Source organism: Anaerobacillus sp. ABD4_527 (assembly GCF_056160805.1).
Window position 1 is genome coordinate 2261077 of the sequence record NZ_JBSWXZ010000001.1, and the last position, 14784, is coordinate 2275860.

Here is a 14784-nt window from a genome sequence, read left to right on the forward strand (position 1 = left end):
TTGAAAACGCTGTCAAAATACGAGTTCTTTAGCGACTGAACGCTCGTTCACCGTGTATCCACTTCATAACACACAAAGGAAGGAGCTCATGCCGGAGTCTCCTCCCGCATAAGCTACCTTTTGTGCTGACTATTGAACGATTTCTTGCTTTACAATCGAACGTTCGAGAATTTCGACGATATCTAACGTTGATACATCTTCTTCTACTTCTTTTGCTTTTGTTCCGTCACTCATCATCGTTAAGCAATAAGGACATGCACTTCCGATGACAGACGGTTTAACGCTTAGTGCCTGTTCAGTTCGTGTTACGTTGATTCGTGAACCAGTGTCTTCTTCTGTCCACATGAGGCCACCGCCTGCACCACAGCACATTCCATTCTCACGGCTGCGATCCATCTCGATGACTTCAACCCCTGGAATACTGCGTAAGATTTCACGCGGAGGATCATAAACCTCGTTGTATCTACCTAAGTAACAAGAATCGTGATAGGTGATTCGTTCATTCACTTCGTGCTTCGGCTTCAGTTTTCCTTCTTTAATCCAGTCATATAAAAGTTCTGTATGGTGGTAAACCTCTGCTTCAAGTCCAAACTCTGGATATTCATTTTTAAGCGAGTTATAAGCATGAGGGTCGATCGTAACGATTTTAGATATATTATGCTTCTGGAACGTCTCGATGTTTTTCTGTGCAAGATCTTGGAACAAGAATTCATTTCCGACACGACGAGGCGTATCTCCCGAATTCTTCTCTTTGTTACCGAGGATTGCGAATGAAATCCCTGCTTCGTTCATGATTTTAGCGAATGAAGCTGCGATTTTCTGGCTTCGGTTATCGTAAGAGCCCATCGAACCTACCCAGAAGAGGTACTCAAACTCTTCCCCTGCTTTTTCTTTCTCTTTTACAGTAGGAACCACGATATCATCACGCATATCGCGCCAGTTTTCACGCTCTTTACGGCTGATTCCCCACGGGTTACCCTGACGTTCGATATTTGTAATCGCACGTTGAACGTCGCTGTCCATCTTACCTTCCATCAAGACTAAGTGACGACGCATGTCGATGATCTTATCCACGTGTTCGTTTTCAACCGGGCACTGGTCCTCACAGTTACGACACGTTGTACAAGCCCAGATTTCTTCTTCAGTGATAACGTTTCCAATCAACTCATCACTTACAAGACCTTCTGCAGCAGCTGCTGTTTCCTGCTGGCCGCGCGCTTGATAAGCGAGTTGATTGCCAGATGTATCTGAGAAAGCATATGCTGGCATCCAAGGTGTTCTTGACGTTACCGCTGCACCTTTTTCTGTTAGATGGTTACGTAGCTTTACGATCAGCTCCATCGGGGAAAGGATTTTCCCAGTTGCTGTCGCCGGGCACATGTTTGTACAACGACCACACTCTACACACGCATAGAGATCGACGAGCTGCTTTTGGTTAAAATCTTCAATTGTGTTAACACCGTATGTTTCTTTGCTTTCATCCTCAAAATCGATCGAAGCAAGCTGTCCAACCTTATGTGTACGACCAAGAAATACGTTTACAGGTCCAGCGATTAAGTGAGCATGCTTGGACTGAGGTACATACACAAGAAACGTTAACAGTACGAGAAGATGAATCCACCATGAGAAAAAGAATAGTGCGATAGCCGCAGTCTCGTTGATCCAAGAGAAAAGAAATGCGATCGCAGATGCGATAGGTGCGCTCCACGAATAGCCGATTTCATGCCAAATGATTTCCATCCCGTTCCCAAAAAGAACAGAAACCATCAACAATCCGATGAAAAGTAGTACGAGTCCTGCTTTAAATCCTTTTTTCAATCGAGCGATCGCTTCGATGTATCGTCTGTAAAACGCCCAGATGACGGCTACGAGGATCATGACAGTCACAAGTTCCTGGAAGAATGTGAATGCTGGATACAGTGGTCCGAGCGGTAAATGAGATCCAGGCGAAAGACCTTTGATGACCATGTCGATCGCGCCGAATTGGACGAGAAGGAATCCATAGAACATCATGACGTGGATCGTTCCACTCTTCTTATCCTTTAACAATTTCTTTTGCCCAAATACTTTTACGACGATCGCTTCGATGCGTTCTTTCATGGAGCGATCGAATTCTGCTTTCTTTCCTAGCTTAATAAATTCATAACGCGTTTTAACAACGTACCCAAATAAGAAGAATGCGTAAGCGGTTACAACAATGAAAGCAATCCAGTTGATGATCAATAAAACATCCATGTTGGCAAAATCTCCTTTCATGTCATTCCTTCTTGTAAGAACGCTTTACCTTGGATGTTGAACAAGAGTTGTGCTCCCCGACTGTTCGAACATTTTATGAAAACGCTTTTAAGTCAGAATGAAAGTAATTTTCTGAATAAAGTATAACATATTTTTCACTGAATGAGCATTCAGTCAGGGATTTTTTTAGTTTTTATTATTTTGGGCAGACTATTTCTATGGATTTTAGTTGAATCGAGGTGTGTTGAATGGTCTTTTTATCAGTGTTACTTGCACTATTGGTATGGTTAGGAATCGATCTTTTGATAGGGTCAAAAAAACGAAGAAAAAATAGGTCGTCTTTAAAATCGGTATCAGCCGATTTAGAATTCTTTGCCGATGGTGACGATTTTTTTAGATCACTGCTTAAAGACCTGGATGCAGCAGAAAATACTATTCATATGATGTTTTTTATTATTCGAGACGATAAAACCGGAAATGAATTTATCGACAAACTTTGTGAGAAAGCATCAGCAGGAGTCAGCGTAAAAGTGTTAGCTGATTCTATCGGTAGTAAAAGTATTAAAAAAAGCACAATCAAGCGGATGAAACAATGTGGCGTGTGCTTCTCATACTCAAGAAAGGCAGCTTTCCCCCTTCTGTTTACTTCTCTTAACGAACGAAACCACCGTAAGATTACCGTAATCGATGGAAGAATTGGATATATGGGTGGCTTCAATATAGGAAATGAGTATGCAGGGAAAGATCCAAAGTTCGGATACTGGCGTGATTATCACCTCCGTATAAAGGGCGAGGCTGTGCATGAACTTCAAGATCAGTTTTCAAAAGATTGGTTACGGGAGAACCCTGATGCAAACCTAGATGACGCATTACCCCCATCTTTATCTAACGGTGATACGACTGTGAAGCTTCACATTACCGATGGAAACAACGTTGAAGATATGTTTTGCTCTCTCATCGACAAAGCAACGAGCAACTTCTATATCGGAACACCATACTACATCCCGGGAGATCGCTTGCAGAAAACGATACTGAATGCGATTCATCGAGGTGTGAAAGTGAAGATCATTCTTCCGATACGAGCAGATCACCCCTTTGTTCAGGAAGCTTCGTATCCTTATTTAACAGAACTTATTGAAGCAGGCTGTGAAATCCACCAGTACATGAATGGTTTTTTCCACGCTAAAGTGTTATTGATCGATGAACAAGTTTGTGACATTGGAACGGCTAATTTCGACCGAAGAAGTATGACGATCAACGGTGAAATAAACTGTATTTTCTATGATAAAAAACTGATTACCGAAATAAAAGAAACCATAGATAGGGACATCGTCCAATCTGAAATTTTGGATTTGAAAAGGCTAAAAGATCGGACGTTGAAAAATCGTTTGATCGGACCGTTTGCGCGAGCACTCTCTCCGTTTTTATAAGGGACGGTTTCGTTCAACTGTACGAGGGAATGAATGTAGTAACACACATGAAAGGATGCTCTTAATGAAACTGCGGTTTGGCTATGTCTCACATGCACTTGCACTATATGAAGCAACCCCCGCTCGAACGATGACGTTTGCTCGCTATAGTAAACTTTCTGAAGAGGAACGAATGGAAAAGCTTCTTTCCGTTACAGATGCAAACTTAACGAATACATTACGTGCACTGCATTATAATATCGCACATGAAATAAACGTTTATCGAATGTCTTCTTCAATCGTTCCGCTTGCTACTCATCCTGAAGCGAAGTGGGATTATCACACGCCATTTCGAGATAAGTTTAAAGAAATTGGTGACCTCGTTAAAAAACATAATCTTCGAGTGAGCTTTCACCCAAATCAGTTTACACTTTTCACGAGTCCTAGAAAGCAAGTAACTGAAAATGCCATTATCGACCTTGATTACCATACGTCAATGCTCGAACTGATGGGACTCGATAATCGATCCATCACAAACATTCATATCGGTGGTGCATACGGTGACAAGGAAGAAACGCTAGAGAGATTTTACGAAAACTTTAACACGGTATCGGACCGGATTAAGGAAAGAATTACGCTTGAGAACGACGATAAAACATATAACGCCGAAGAAACACTAGAAGTTTGTGAAAAAACAGGAGTACCATTTATTTTCGATTATCACCATCATAAGGCCAATGAAGGAAACGGACTATCAAATGATTTTTTTGAACGAGTTGAAAAGACGTGGCAAGGTCGAGGCGTTCCCGTGAAGTATCACTTATCGTCGCCTAAATCAGAAAGTGCCTACAGAAGCCATGCGGACTACGTTGATCCAGAGTTCGCCGTACCTTTTATAAAAATGCTTAAGGAACATGGTGAGGATGCGGATATTATGATCGAAGCAAAGAAAAAAGACCTTGCCGCCCTTAAACTGGTAGAAGATCTTTCATCGATTCGTGGAGTTAAACGACTGGATGGGAGTACGCTTTTATGGAAGTGAGAAATGCGAGTACTGCATGATTAAATTCTCTAAATGATTTTGTTGGTATTTCATGAAATGTATTTGATACCCTAACAGTCCTTACAGACGGAACAGCTTTTTCATACATTGTCTGATAATGATGAAAATAAAATGCGAATTCACCCGTTAAATGTAATAGCGGAATGTGTAAATTGGAAAGCTCTTCTACACAAGAGTACAAGCGCCCTTTTACATAAAACTGTTTTAAAATTTCTGGATCTGTCATTTGAAAATAAGATCGTAGTATTCGAAACTCACCCTCCGTTTTCGCATGGCTTTTCGCTATAATCCAAGAAAGAGCTTTCAGGTTATATGCAAGGGATATACCTGCTTTAAACTCCAGATTAAGAAAAGGATCATTTACCTCAGGGAAACCTCCACATAACACGAGGGCAACCACTCGATGTTGATGATGAATCGCAAATTCCTGAGCGATACTGCCTCCACTTGAATAACCAATAATAACAGCACGATCGATATGAAGAGCATCCATGAAATTCTCCAGATCATCTGCAAGCAGCGAGATTGAAAGCTCATCGTTACCAGATGAGCTCTTTCCATGTCCCCTCATATCAAACAGTAACACACGAAAAAAACGTGTGAGTTCCTTTTGTTTATGGAAAACAGCATGGCCCATTCCAGGAGGGTGAAGAAAGATTAATGGCAAACCTTCACCTTCGTCTTCATAAAATATTCTTATGTTTTTCAAATAAACAAATGTCATATCATCAGTCCTTATCTTGAATACATAAAATGCTTTCGTCAAGTTTGAGCGAAAGCATTGTTATCTTACAAAATAATTGTTAATTAAAGAAAGCTCCTGAGAAGTACTCATAAGCCCTAAAGCCAAGATAAATACCAATAATCCCCGCAATCCCTGCAAATGCTGGAGGAGCAGGAATAGGCAGCTTGAAAATTGCAAAAACCAAACCGACAATAAATCCGGTCATAATTGCAAGTAAAACCATTTTCATAAAAATCGCTCCTTTTATTTAAAAGTATCCCCGTAATTAAAGAGGAATATGAAGATGTTTGGAGCACTGTGGCTTCCAAAAACTCGGGTGTTAATCCGCTCAAAGTTGCAACTAGACTATTCTACCAAAAACATAACGCAAGAAGCCATGGAATTATTTACATAACGATATCGCTTACATCAAATACTAACGATAGGAATATCCTCTTCTTTGTCTAATAGGTTTTCACAAGGAGTGTGATGAGATAGATGACACATGAAGATTGGTTAAAAGAAGCGATAAAGCTTGCAACTACTAGCGTAATGAACAATCAAGGCGGACCTTTTGGTGCAATCGTTGTAAAGAATGGCCAGATCGTTGGTCAAGGAAATAATCAAGTGACATCTACAAGCGACCCTACCGCTCATGCGGAAGTTGTTGCGATACGAAACGCATGCGCGAACATCGGATCTCATCAACTTACTGGATGCACGATCTATTCCAGCTGTGAACCATGTCCGATGTGTCTTGGAGCCATTTACTGGTCTAGGACTGATAAGGTGTATTTTGCTGCGACTCGACTCGAAGCTGCAGCGTCAGGTTTTGATGATGCACTGATCTATAATGAAATCGAAAAACCGCCAGAAAAACGCATCATTCCCTTTCATCACATCGGTTTAGCGGAAAGCAAACAGCCTTTTGACGTTTGGGGGAGTAACACTGGGCGAATCGATTATTAAAACAAAAACGTCAGGAGAGATCCTGACGTTTCTGTTTGACTTACATTTTTTCAGGTGCTGTGACACCGATGATTTCAAGCGTGTTTTGAATCGTTTGTTGAACTGCCTTCATCAATTTGAAGCGAGCTGCACTAAGCTCTAGATTCTCGGGATCTAGTACGCGCTCCGCATTGTAAAAGCTATGCAGCGCTGCCGCAAGTTCGAACGCATAGTTCGTGATACGGTGTGTCATGCGTTTTTCAGCTGCTTCAGAGATTGCTTCAGGGAGCTCTCCAAGTTTCTTCAGAAGGTCGATCTCTTTTTCTGACGTGATGAGTGATAGATCTGCATCATCACTAAGATCCATCTCTCTTCCCTGACGGAGCATGCTGCACACTCGTGCATGAGCGTATTGAACATAATAAACAGGGTTTTCATTCGATTTAGATACGGCAAGGTCCATATCGAAATCGAGATGAGAGTCTGAGCTTCTCATAGAGAAGAAATAACGCATCGCATCGATGCCAACTTCGTCCATCAATTCACGAAGGGTCACGGCTTTACCGGTACGTTTACTCATCTTCATCTTTTCGCCGTCTTTAAACAGGTTGACCATCTGAATGATTTCCACTTCGAGCTGCTCTTTTTTATATCCTAGCGCTTCGATGGCCGCTTTCATTCTCGGAATGTAGCCGTGGTGATCTGCCCCCCAGATGTTGATCAGCTTATCGAAGCCACGATCGAGCTTATCTTGGTGGTACGAGATATCTGGTGTTAGGTAAGTATATGAACCATCACCTTTGATTAAGACACGGTTTTTGTCATCCCCATATTCAGTCGAACGGAACCATGTAGCGCCGTCTTCTTCAAATGTTTCTCCGCGCTCATGGAGCTTCTTAAGTACCTTGTCGATCTTACCGGACGTGTAAAGTGATGTTTCAGAAAACCAAACATCGAACTCAACGCCAAATTCAGCAAGGTCTTTTTTCAATTTTTCAAGTTCGCGTTCAAGTCCGTATTCACGGAAGTAGTTGTAGCGATCTTTTTCTTCGAGCTCTAGAAGACGGTCGCCTTCTTTCTCAGCGAGATCTTTTCCGAACTGTACGATATCTTGCCCTAGATAGCCATCTTCAGGCATTTCTTTTTCTTTACCGAGAGCCTGCATGTAACGTGCTTCAAGAGAAAGAGCCAGATTATGAATCTGATTACCTGCATCATTGATGTAGTATTCTCGTGAAACGTCATATCCTGCACGGTCAAGGATATTACAGAGCGTATCACCGTAAGCCGCACCACGTGCATGGCCTAAATGAAGACTACCTGTAGGGTTAGCCGAAACAAACTCTACCTGGATCTTTTCATTTTTGCTGGCAGATTTTCCGTAATCACTGCCCTTTTCTAGAATCGTTGGGATAAGCTCATTCAAGTAGCTTGTATCCATAAAGAAGTTGATAAAGCCTGGGCCAGCGATATCGATTTGCTTGATCGACGCCTTGTCCATATCTAGATTTGCTTTGATGTCTTCCGCAATCGCTCTAGGCGCTTTTTTTGCGATACGCGCGAGTTGCATCGCCATATTCGTCGCATAGTCCCCATGCGCCTTGTCTTTAGGGGATTCTAGAATGACTTCTGGAATCTCAGTTTCACTTGCGAGTCCCGCTTGAATGACGGCAAGTTTAATCTGCTCTTTTAACTGTTCTTTCTTTTGTTCAACACTATTCATTGCCTTGCTCCTTTCCAGCTTAACGACAGCTCGTGTCGTTGTGTTTCATCTTCTTCTAGATAAAGAATATAGCGAAGGGTCAAACGCCCTTTGTTTTTTTCTCGATCGACCAGCTGCTCGATTCGTTCTGTACGAATCTGCATCGGCATGGAACCGAACGGCGTTTTATATAAACTTTCAGAGAGCTGTCCAGGCGCAAATCCCTGGCGCATCGAAAGTGCTCCTCTACGGATCACCGTTACCTGCTCGTTATCTATTTTCACAGTTGTGGAAACCTGTCCAATTTCAAGGTTTTCTTCATATCGTAAATACAGGGAGTCGCCCTTTTCAACGAGTTTACCTTGAACGGTATGGTTAGAAGATTCTTTTTCTTTACCTGATTGAATTCTAGATTCAATCGTTAAATCGATCGGATGATCGCTCATCGCATTCACGTCCTTACACATCGTTAACTTTCTTATTATATGAGAAAAAGAGACTGTATTCAAATTGAATACAGCCTCAGTCCAAATTTATTCCTTATGAGTCCAACCAAGCAGCATTTCACGAATGAATTTACTTGCTGCGATCGGCGTTTTTTCTGATGGGTCATAAACAGGTGCAACTTCCACTAAATCGGCACCAACTACGCGTACTCCTGCGTTTGCGATCATTGTGATCGCTTCTAGTAGCTCTTTAGATGAGATGCCTCCAGCTTCAGCAGTACCTGTACCTGGTGCGTATGCTGGGTCTAATACATCGATATCGATCGTGACATAGACGTTGCGTCCTTTTAGAGATGGAAGAACTTTCTTCAATGGCTCGACCACTTCGAATTTCGACATGTGCATGCCAGAGTCCTTAGCAAATTGGAATTCTTCTCTCATTCCGGAACGAATTCCAAACGAGTACACATTCTCCGCTCCGATCAAACCACAGATCTTTCGAACAGGTGTCGAGTGAGATAGTGCCTCCCCTTCATATTCTTCACGAAGGTCAGCATGAGCGTCGATATGGATGACCGCAAGATCGTCGTACTTCTTGTTGAAGGCTTTTATAATCGGCCATGTCACAAGGTGCTCTCCACCCATTCCTAATGGAAACTTCCTTTTGTCGAGTAAAGAATCAATATACTCTTCGATGAGTTCGATGCTTCGCTTTGGATTTCCGAAAGGCAGTGGAATATCACCTGCATCGAAGTATTTAATCTCTTCAAGGTGCCTGTCCATATATGGACTGTACTCTTCAAGGCCTAACGACGCTTCTCTTATGCGAGCGGGGCCAAATCTTGAACCAGGACGAAAGCTTACTGTCCAGTCCATCGGCATGCCATAGATCACAACATCACTATCATCAAAAGAAGGGTTACTTAAAATAAACACATTCCCAGAATATGCTTCATCAAATTTCATAGCTGCTCTCCTTACTTCAGTAGATCCTGCACAAATTTAGGGAGTGCAAAACAAGCTTTGTGAAGATCTTTCGTATAGTATTTCGTGTCGATGTCATGGAAACGGCTTTCTTCTACTTCAAGTGGGTCAACTTTTTTGGAGCCTATCGTAAACGTCCACAGTCCGCTCGGATACGTAGGGATATTTGCTGTATAAAGTCGCGTGATCGGGAAGATTTCCTTCACGTCGCTCTGCACTTGTGAAATGAGATCTGCTTTGAACCAAGGGTTGTCCGTTTGAGCAACAAAGATGCCATCTTCTTTTAGTGCTTTTGAGATTCCCTCATAAAAGCCTCTTTCAAAAAGCTTCGCAGCAGGGCCAACTGGCTCAGTAGAATCGACCATGATCACATCGTAGTCGTTCTCGCTTTCAGCAATATGCATAAATCCATCAGCTACTAGTACTTCGACACGCTCATTTTCAAGTTCGCCAGCAATTTCAGGTAAATATTTTTTAGAGTACTCGATTACTTTCCCATCGATTTCAACTAATACCGCTTTTTCTACGGAAGGGTGCTTTAGAACTTCACGAATAACGCCACCGTCTCCCCCACCTACGACGAGGACATGTCTCGGGTTCGGATGTGTGAACAAAGGCACATGCGCTACCATCTCATGGTAAACAAACTCATCTTTTTGAGTCGTCATGACCATTCCATCGAGAACGAGCATGTTTCCAAACTCTTCTGTTTCAATTACATCGAGACGTTGAAAATCCGTTTGTTCAGTATGCAGCGTTTGTTTGATCTTTGCCGTGATTCCAAAACGCTCCGTTTGCTTCTCTGTATACCATAATTCCATCTCTATCACTCCTCAATTCTATCTCTTTATCTAAGTTCCCGATTCAGATGACTCAAAACAGGCTTAGTATAACGCAAATGACTGTATGTGAACCGAAAATCTTTCATGTTTTTGCAGCTTCATCAATCGTGAAGCACAAGAAAAGTATAGTTCACTTTTATAAAAAAGCAAGAAGATTTTTCATCTCGTTTTAGAAAAGAATCATCCATACGATCCCTGCAAGAATAAACCGATAGATTGCGAACGGAATGAGGCGTACCCGCTCGATAAAACGGATAAATGTTACAATAGCGATAAGCGCTACGATAAATGACACGAAAAAGCCAACCGCGAAAACCGGGATGTCAGAAACCGTTAAGTATTGATAGCTCTTCAGTAAATCGTACCCGCTCGCAGCAACCATCATCGGTACTGCTAAAATAAATGAGAATTCTGCAGCCGTCTTATGTGTTGTTCCTAGCAACACACCACCAGAGATCGTTGCTCCTGATCGTGAGAACCCAGGCCAAAGTGCGAGACATTGAAAGACGCCGATCGAGAAAGCCTGTTTCAATGTCAGTTCATCGAGGTCATTCGTAACTGCAGCTGTCCTCTTCAGGTCAGCTAGAATCATAAGAACGCCACCTAACACGAGTCCAATGACGACAGTTGAAGGTGAAAAGAGATACGTTTTAATGACTCCGTGAAGTAAGAATCCTGCTACGATTGCAGGTATCATCCCTAGAATAATGTGCATGAGAGAAAGTCCCCCCTTATTATCTTCGAGGGAAAATAAATCTATAAATCTTTTTCGATACACCACAACTACCGCAAGAATCGCGCCTAGCTGGATGACGATTTCAAACGTTTTCGCTCGTTCATCTACAAAGTTCAACCAGTACCCTGTCAGAATTAAATGACCTGTAGACGAAACTGGTAAGAATTCCGTCAAACCTTCCACTATTCCAAGAATGATCGCAATCAATAATTCCACTGCACTCTCTCCCTTTGTACAAAATGAACTCATTCGTTTTATCCTATTCAAAAGTTGGACAATTATTTTTATAGATTGCCGTGTTTAAGAGTTTCTTGATTGTCACATACTAGATTTAAACAAGAAATGTGGGGGTGAACCACATGAAACCAATGAGTGAACGTTTTACCTATTGGAAACGCTGGGGGAAACTATCTTTACGTTTGATGGTTATCGGCTTACTTTTTATCGGTCTTTCCATTGGATCGATCTATTTGCTTGCCGTTTTCGTTGGTGCTCCACCACTTCAGGTGCCACAAACAACGATTTATTATGATACGGAAGAACACGTTATAGGAGAAAGCAACCAGAGCGGTCAAAATCGCTACTGGGTTCAGCTGGACGAGATTTCGCCAGCTTTAGTAGATGCAACACTCTCAATCGAAGACCGGAGTTTCTATGATCATTTCGGCTTTGATTTTAAACGGATCGGAGGAGCGGTTCTAGCTGATTTAAAAGCGATGGCGAAAGTGCAGGGAGCAAGTACGATCACACAGCAATACGCGAGAAACTTATTCTTAGAACATGATAAAACGTGGAAGCGAAAAGTACTCGAAGCCTTCTATGCCTATCGACTCGAAGTTCACTATTCGAAAGAAGAAATTCTCGAAGGGTACCTTAACACGATCTACTATGGACACGGCGCGTATGGTATCGAAGCAGCAGCGAGGTCTTATTTCGGAAAAGGTGCGGATGAACTATCGGTTTCTGAGTCAGCCATGCTCGCTGGCATTCCAAAAGGACCAAGCTACTACTCCCCATACGCAGATGCCGATCGATCAAAAGAAAGACAGGCGACCGTATTGAACGCGATGGTCGCAACGAATAAACTCTCAAAGGCTGAAGCGATCGAGGCTGAAAACGAAACGATGGCACTACAGGCGTTTAACGAAGAAAAAATAGAGTCCGAAACGGCTCCTTATTTTACAGCAGAAGTGAAGAAAGAATTACGAAATAAGCTTTCATTAGATGAGCGTATTATTGAAGAAGGCGGACTTCATGTCTATACGACATTAGATTCTGAGATGCAAGTAAAGGCTGAAGATCTTGTGGCGAATTCCATCGAGGAGAAAAGCGACATCCAAGCCGCCCTCGTTGCCATGGATCCAAAGTCCGGAGCGATTAAGGCGATGGTTGGTGGACGAGATTACAAAGAAAGTAAATTCAACCGAGCTACGATGGCAAAACGCACCCCTGGATCGACTTTCAAACCTTTTCTCTATTATGCTGCGATGAACAACGGATTCACACCATCAACGCTCGTACGAAGTGAGCCTACGAACTTTTATTACGACGGTGATAAAAAAACCTATTCTCCTCACAACTATGGGGATGCCTATGCGAACGATGAAATTACGATTGCGCAAGCACTCGCCCTATCTGATAACATCGTCGCTGTCAAAACACATATGTTTCTAGAAGAAAAGACTCTCGTTGAAACAGCAAAAACATTCGGGATCGATAGTAAGTTATCAGCGATTCCATCCCTTGCACTCGGCACAAAACCTGTAGGAATCTTAGAGATGACGGAAGCCTACAGTATGCTTGCAAACGGAGGATTCAGTGTTGAACCTCATTACATTGAAAAAGTAACAGACCGTGATGGCAAGGTGATCTATGAGCACAAGTCGAAGAAAGAACTTCGATTAAAGCCAGAAGCTGCATTCGTCACAACGAGCATGATGACAGGGGTTTTCGATGAATCCCTGAATGATTATACAAAAGTAACGGGATCTGGTGTCGATCATTTGCTATCGAGACCTGCCGCTGCAAAGACCGGTTCGACGTCGACAGATAGTTGGATGGTCGGCTTCACACCACAACTCGCTACATCCGTATGGATCGGATACGATGAAGGTAAGAAACTAAATTATCGAAACGATGGGTTCTATGCGAAGAAAATTTGGGCTCAATTTGTTGAAGGTGCACTCGAAGGGGAAGAAGCAAAAGAGTTTAAAGCTCCTGAAGGTGTCGTAGGAATCGACATCGACCCGCAAACAGGGAAGATCGCAGATGAGAACTGCCCGAACAAACGACTCACATACTTTATAGAAGGAAGCGAGCCACATGAGGTTTGTGACGTTCACGTCGGCCCATCTCACCAGCAAGACATTCAAGAAAACAAGAAAGGATTCTTAGACCGCTTCTTTAACTGGATAAGGTAACGAATATAAAGCTGTCGAGAACTTCTCGGCAGCTTGAAGTTTGTCTTATATAGTTGAATTGAATAGAAAGGCCAATCCGATTTGGTTCATTGCAACCTAGTAGGAGTGACTACCGCTTGACACCCGCGGAAGAACGGGCGACAGAGACCCCGGCCCGGACCGCTTTTGTCCGGGAGGAGGCTCGGGCGCTCGTCCGCAGGAAAGCAAGCGGTAGTCATACTTCTACGGCCACGGGAGCACAGTAATATGATTTTTCAGGATTTTCTTTATCTCTTCACTTCTGGATCAGGCTTAATCAGTGAATCCAAATCTTGTTCGATGCTCATCCACTTCTGTTCTGTCATCGTAATCGCATCCTTTACGCCTGCGTTATAAAAAGATGGACCCAACTCAGACATAACAAAATGAAGAAAGTTCTCTGCAGCAAGCTCACCGATCTCTTCATCACGCTCATTATAAAAGTATGTTTGAATTCGCTCGATCAAGTCTTGTTTTTTCTCACGGGGAAACTGTTTCCACATGTCGACCACTCCTCTCACGTTTAAGAAAAGTATAACATTTTAAAACAAAAGGACCCGGAGACATTTCTCCGGGCCCTTTTGTGTCCTAGCTATATGCGTTGTGTATCATAATTTTAATCCTACTTCATCGAAAGCTCAAGCGATTTCATAACTTTTTCAAAAAAAGGTCATAACTTACTTCTCAAGTGCCTCTTTCAACTCATCACTAGAGCGGTCATAAACATCTTTATCGAAGTCGATCAAGTAGTTACGAAGCATTTCTCTAGATTTAGCATCCATATTGTCGACGATGACCTTCCCTTTCATCGACTTATCCATGTTGTTCACGTGTTCAGGCATACTCTTCCATGCTCGCTTCGCCTCTGCGTTCAAGAAGAACTCACATGCTCCGATTCCATAATAATATGGACCTTCCTCGCCTCTTTGAAGCGTTACCCATACGATCCATGCCGTATGGCCATCAGGAACTTCTTCTTTCGTTTTAACAAGCTTTTTACGCTTTTCAAGTGCACTTCTCGCGTGCAGTGCACCTATATCTACATAAACCTCGTCCGTCGTAGGATCGACGATAACAGGGGACACGTTGTCTAAATTAATGGTGCCGACCCCATATCCTCCATGACCGTCTGTCGAGTCACCACTCAAAATATTAAAGCCTGTTGAAGGCTTTTTCTTAGGCTTCTTTTCTTCATCTTTTGCCACGTTGAACGACCTCCTTTGTTCATTATTCTCCGCTAACATTTTATCATATACA

General features: G+C 42.6%; 14 protein-coding genes. 4 read left to right on the top strand and 10 right to left on the bottom strand.

Annotated elements, in window-relative coordinates; genetic code table 11:
• Positions 1 to 129 precede the first annotated feature (129 nt).
• Positions 130 to 2235 (bottom strand): (Fe-S)-binding protein, encoded by a 2106-nt coding sequence (locus ACXAHI_RS11595; RefSeq protein ID WP_474848150.1) that lies wholly within the window; start codon positions 2233 to 2235, stop codon positions 130 to 132.
• Between the two features lie 248 nt (positions 2236 to 2483).
• On the opposite strand from ACXAHI_RS11595, the gene cls reads away from it, so the two are divergent.
• Positions 2484 to 3665, top strand: a complete 1182-nt coding sequence (cls, locus tag ACXAHI_RS11600; protein ID WP_474847852.1) for a cardiolipin synthase — start codon at positions 2484 to 2486, stop codon at positions 3663 to 3665.
• Between the two features lie 64 nt (positions 3666 to 3729).
• Positions 3730 to 4686 carry a UV DNA damage repair endonuclease UvsE gene (gene uvsE / locus ACXAHI_RS11605; RefSeq protein WP_270180414.1) on the top strand — a complete coding sequence of 319 codons (957 nt, stop codon included), beginning with the start codon at positions 3730 to 3732 and terminating at the stop codon, positions 4684 to 4686.
• Here uvsE and ACXAHI_RS11610 read toward each other — a convergent pair.
• Both ACXAHI_RS11610 and ACXAHI_RS11615 read right to left on the bottom strand, forming a co-directional pair.
• On the bottom strand, positions 4649 to 5431 hold the full coding sequence (locus ACXAHI_RS11610; RefSeq protein WP_474847854.1) for an alpha/beta fold hydrolase: 783 nt from the start codon (positions 5429 to 5431) through the stop codon (positions 4649 to 4651). The genes uvsE and ACXAHI_RS11610 overlap by 38 nt on opposite strands.
• A gap of 79 nt (positions 5432 to 5510) precedes the next feature.
• On the bottom strand, positions 5511 to 5681 hold the full coding sequence (locus ACXAHI_RS11615; protein ID WP_224884278.1) for a XapX domain-containing protein: 171 nt from the start codon (positions 5679 to 5681) through the stop codon (positions 5511 to 5513).
• A gap of 248 nt (positions 5682 to 5929) precedes the next feature.
• On the opposite strand from ACXAHI_RS11615, the gene ACXAHI_RS11620 reads away from it, so the two are divergent.
• Positions 5930 to 6400, top strand: a complete 471-nt coding sequence (locus tag ACXAHI_RS11620; RefSeq protein WP_474847857.1) for a nucleoside deaminase — start codon at positions 5930 to 5932, stop codon at positions 6398 to 6400.
• 40 nt (positions 6401 to 6440) lie between these two features.
• Here the strand turns inward: ACXAHI_RS11620 and argS are convergent, their stop codons facing one another.
• The 5 genes from argS to bacA form a co-directional block, all read right to left on the bottom strand.
• Entirely contained in the window at positions 6441 to 8102 is a 1662-nt protein-coding gene (gene argS / locus ACXAHI_RS11625) for an arginine--tRNA ligase (RefSeq protein WP_474847859.1), read from the bottom strand.
• A complete protein-coding gene (locus ACXAHI_RS11630) occupies positions 8099 to 8527 on the bottom strand; it encodes a YwiB family protein (protein ID WP_270180418.1) in 429 nt (142 codons plus the stop codon). The genes argS and ACXAHI_RS11630 overlap by 4 nt, the downstream gene beginning before the upstream one ends.
• An 87-nt stretch (positions 8528 to 8614) precedes the next feature.
• A complete protein-coding gene (gene speB / locus ACXAHI_RS11635; RefSeq protein WP_474847861.1) occupies positions 8615 to 9493 on the bottom strand; it encodes an agmatinase in 879 nt (292 codons plus the stop codon).
• 11 nt (positions 9494 to 9504) lie between these two features.
• The gene (speE, locus tag ACXAHI_RS11640) at positions 9505 to 10332 is read right to left on the bottom strand and encodes a polyamine aminopropyltransferase (protein ID WP_474847863.1); all 828 of its coding nucleotides are present in this window, start codon (positions 10330 to 10332) and stop codon (positions 9505 to 9507) included.
• 190 nt (positions 10333 to 10522) lie between these two features.
• Complete coding sequence (gene bacA / locus ACXAHI_RS11645) at positions 10523 to 11305, bottom strand: undecaprenyl-diphosphate phosphatase (RefSeq protein WP_474847865.1); 783 nt, start codon at positions 11303 to 11305, stop codon at positions 10523 to 10525.
• Between the two features lie 143 nt (positions 11306 to 11448).
• Between bacA and ACXAHI_RS11650 the strand changes: the two genes are divergently transcribed.
• Positions 11449 to 13509, top strand: a complete 2061-nt coding sequence (locus ACXAHI_RS11650) for a transglycosylase domain-containing protein (protein WP_474847867.1) — start codon at positions 11449 to 11451, stop codon at positions 13507 to 13509.
• 266 nt (positions 13510 to 13775) lie between these two features.
• Here the strand turns inward: ACXAHI_RS11650 and ACXAHI_RS11655 are convergent, their stop codons facing one another.
• Together ACXAHI_RS11655 and ACXAHI_RS11660 are read right to left on the bottom strand one after the other, a co-directional pair.
• Positions 13776 to 14030 carry a DUF2164 domain-containing protein gene (locus tag ACXAHI_RS11655; protein ID WP_474809962.1) on the bottom strand — a complete coding sequence of 85 codons (255 nt, stop codon included), beginning with the start codon at positions 14028 to 14030 and terminating at the stop codon, positions 13776 to 13778.
• A gap of 174 nt (positions 14031 to 14204) precedes the next feature.
• Entirely contained in the window at positions 14205 to 14732 is a 528-nt protein-coding gene (locus ACXAHI_RS11660) for a YwhD family protein (protein WP_474847869.1), read from the bottom strand.
• Positions 14733 to 14784 lie beyond the last annotated feature (52 nt).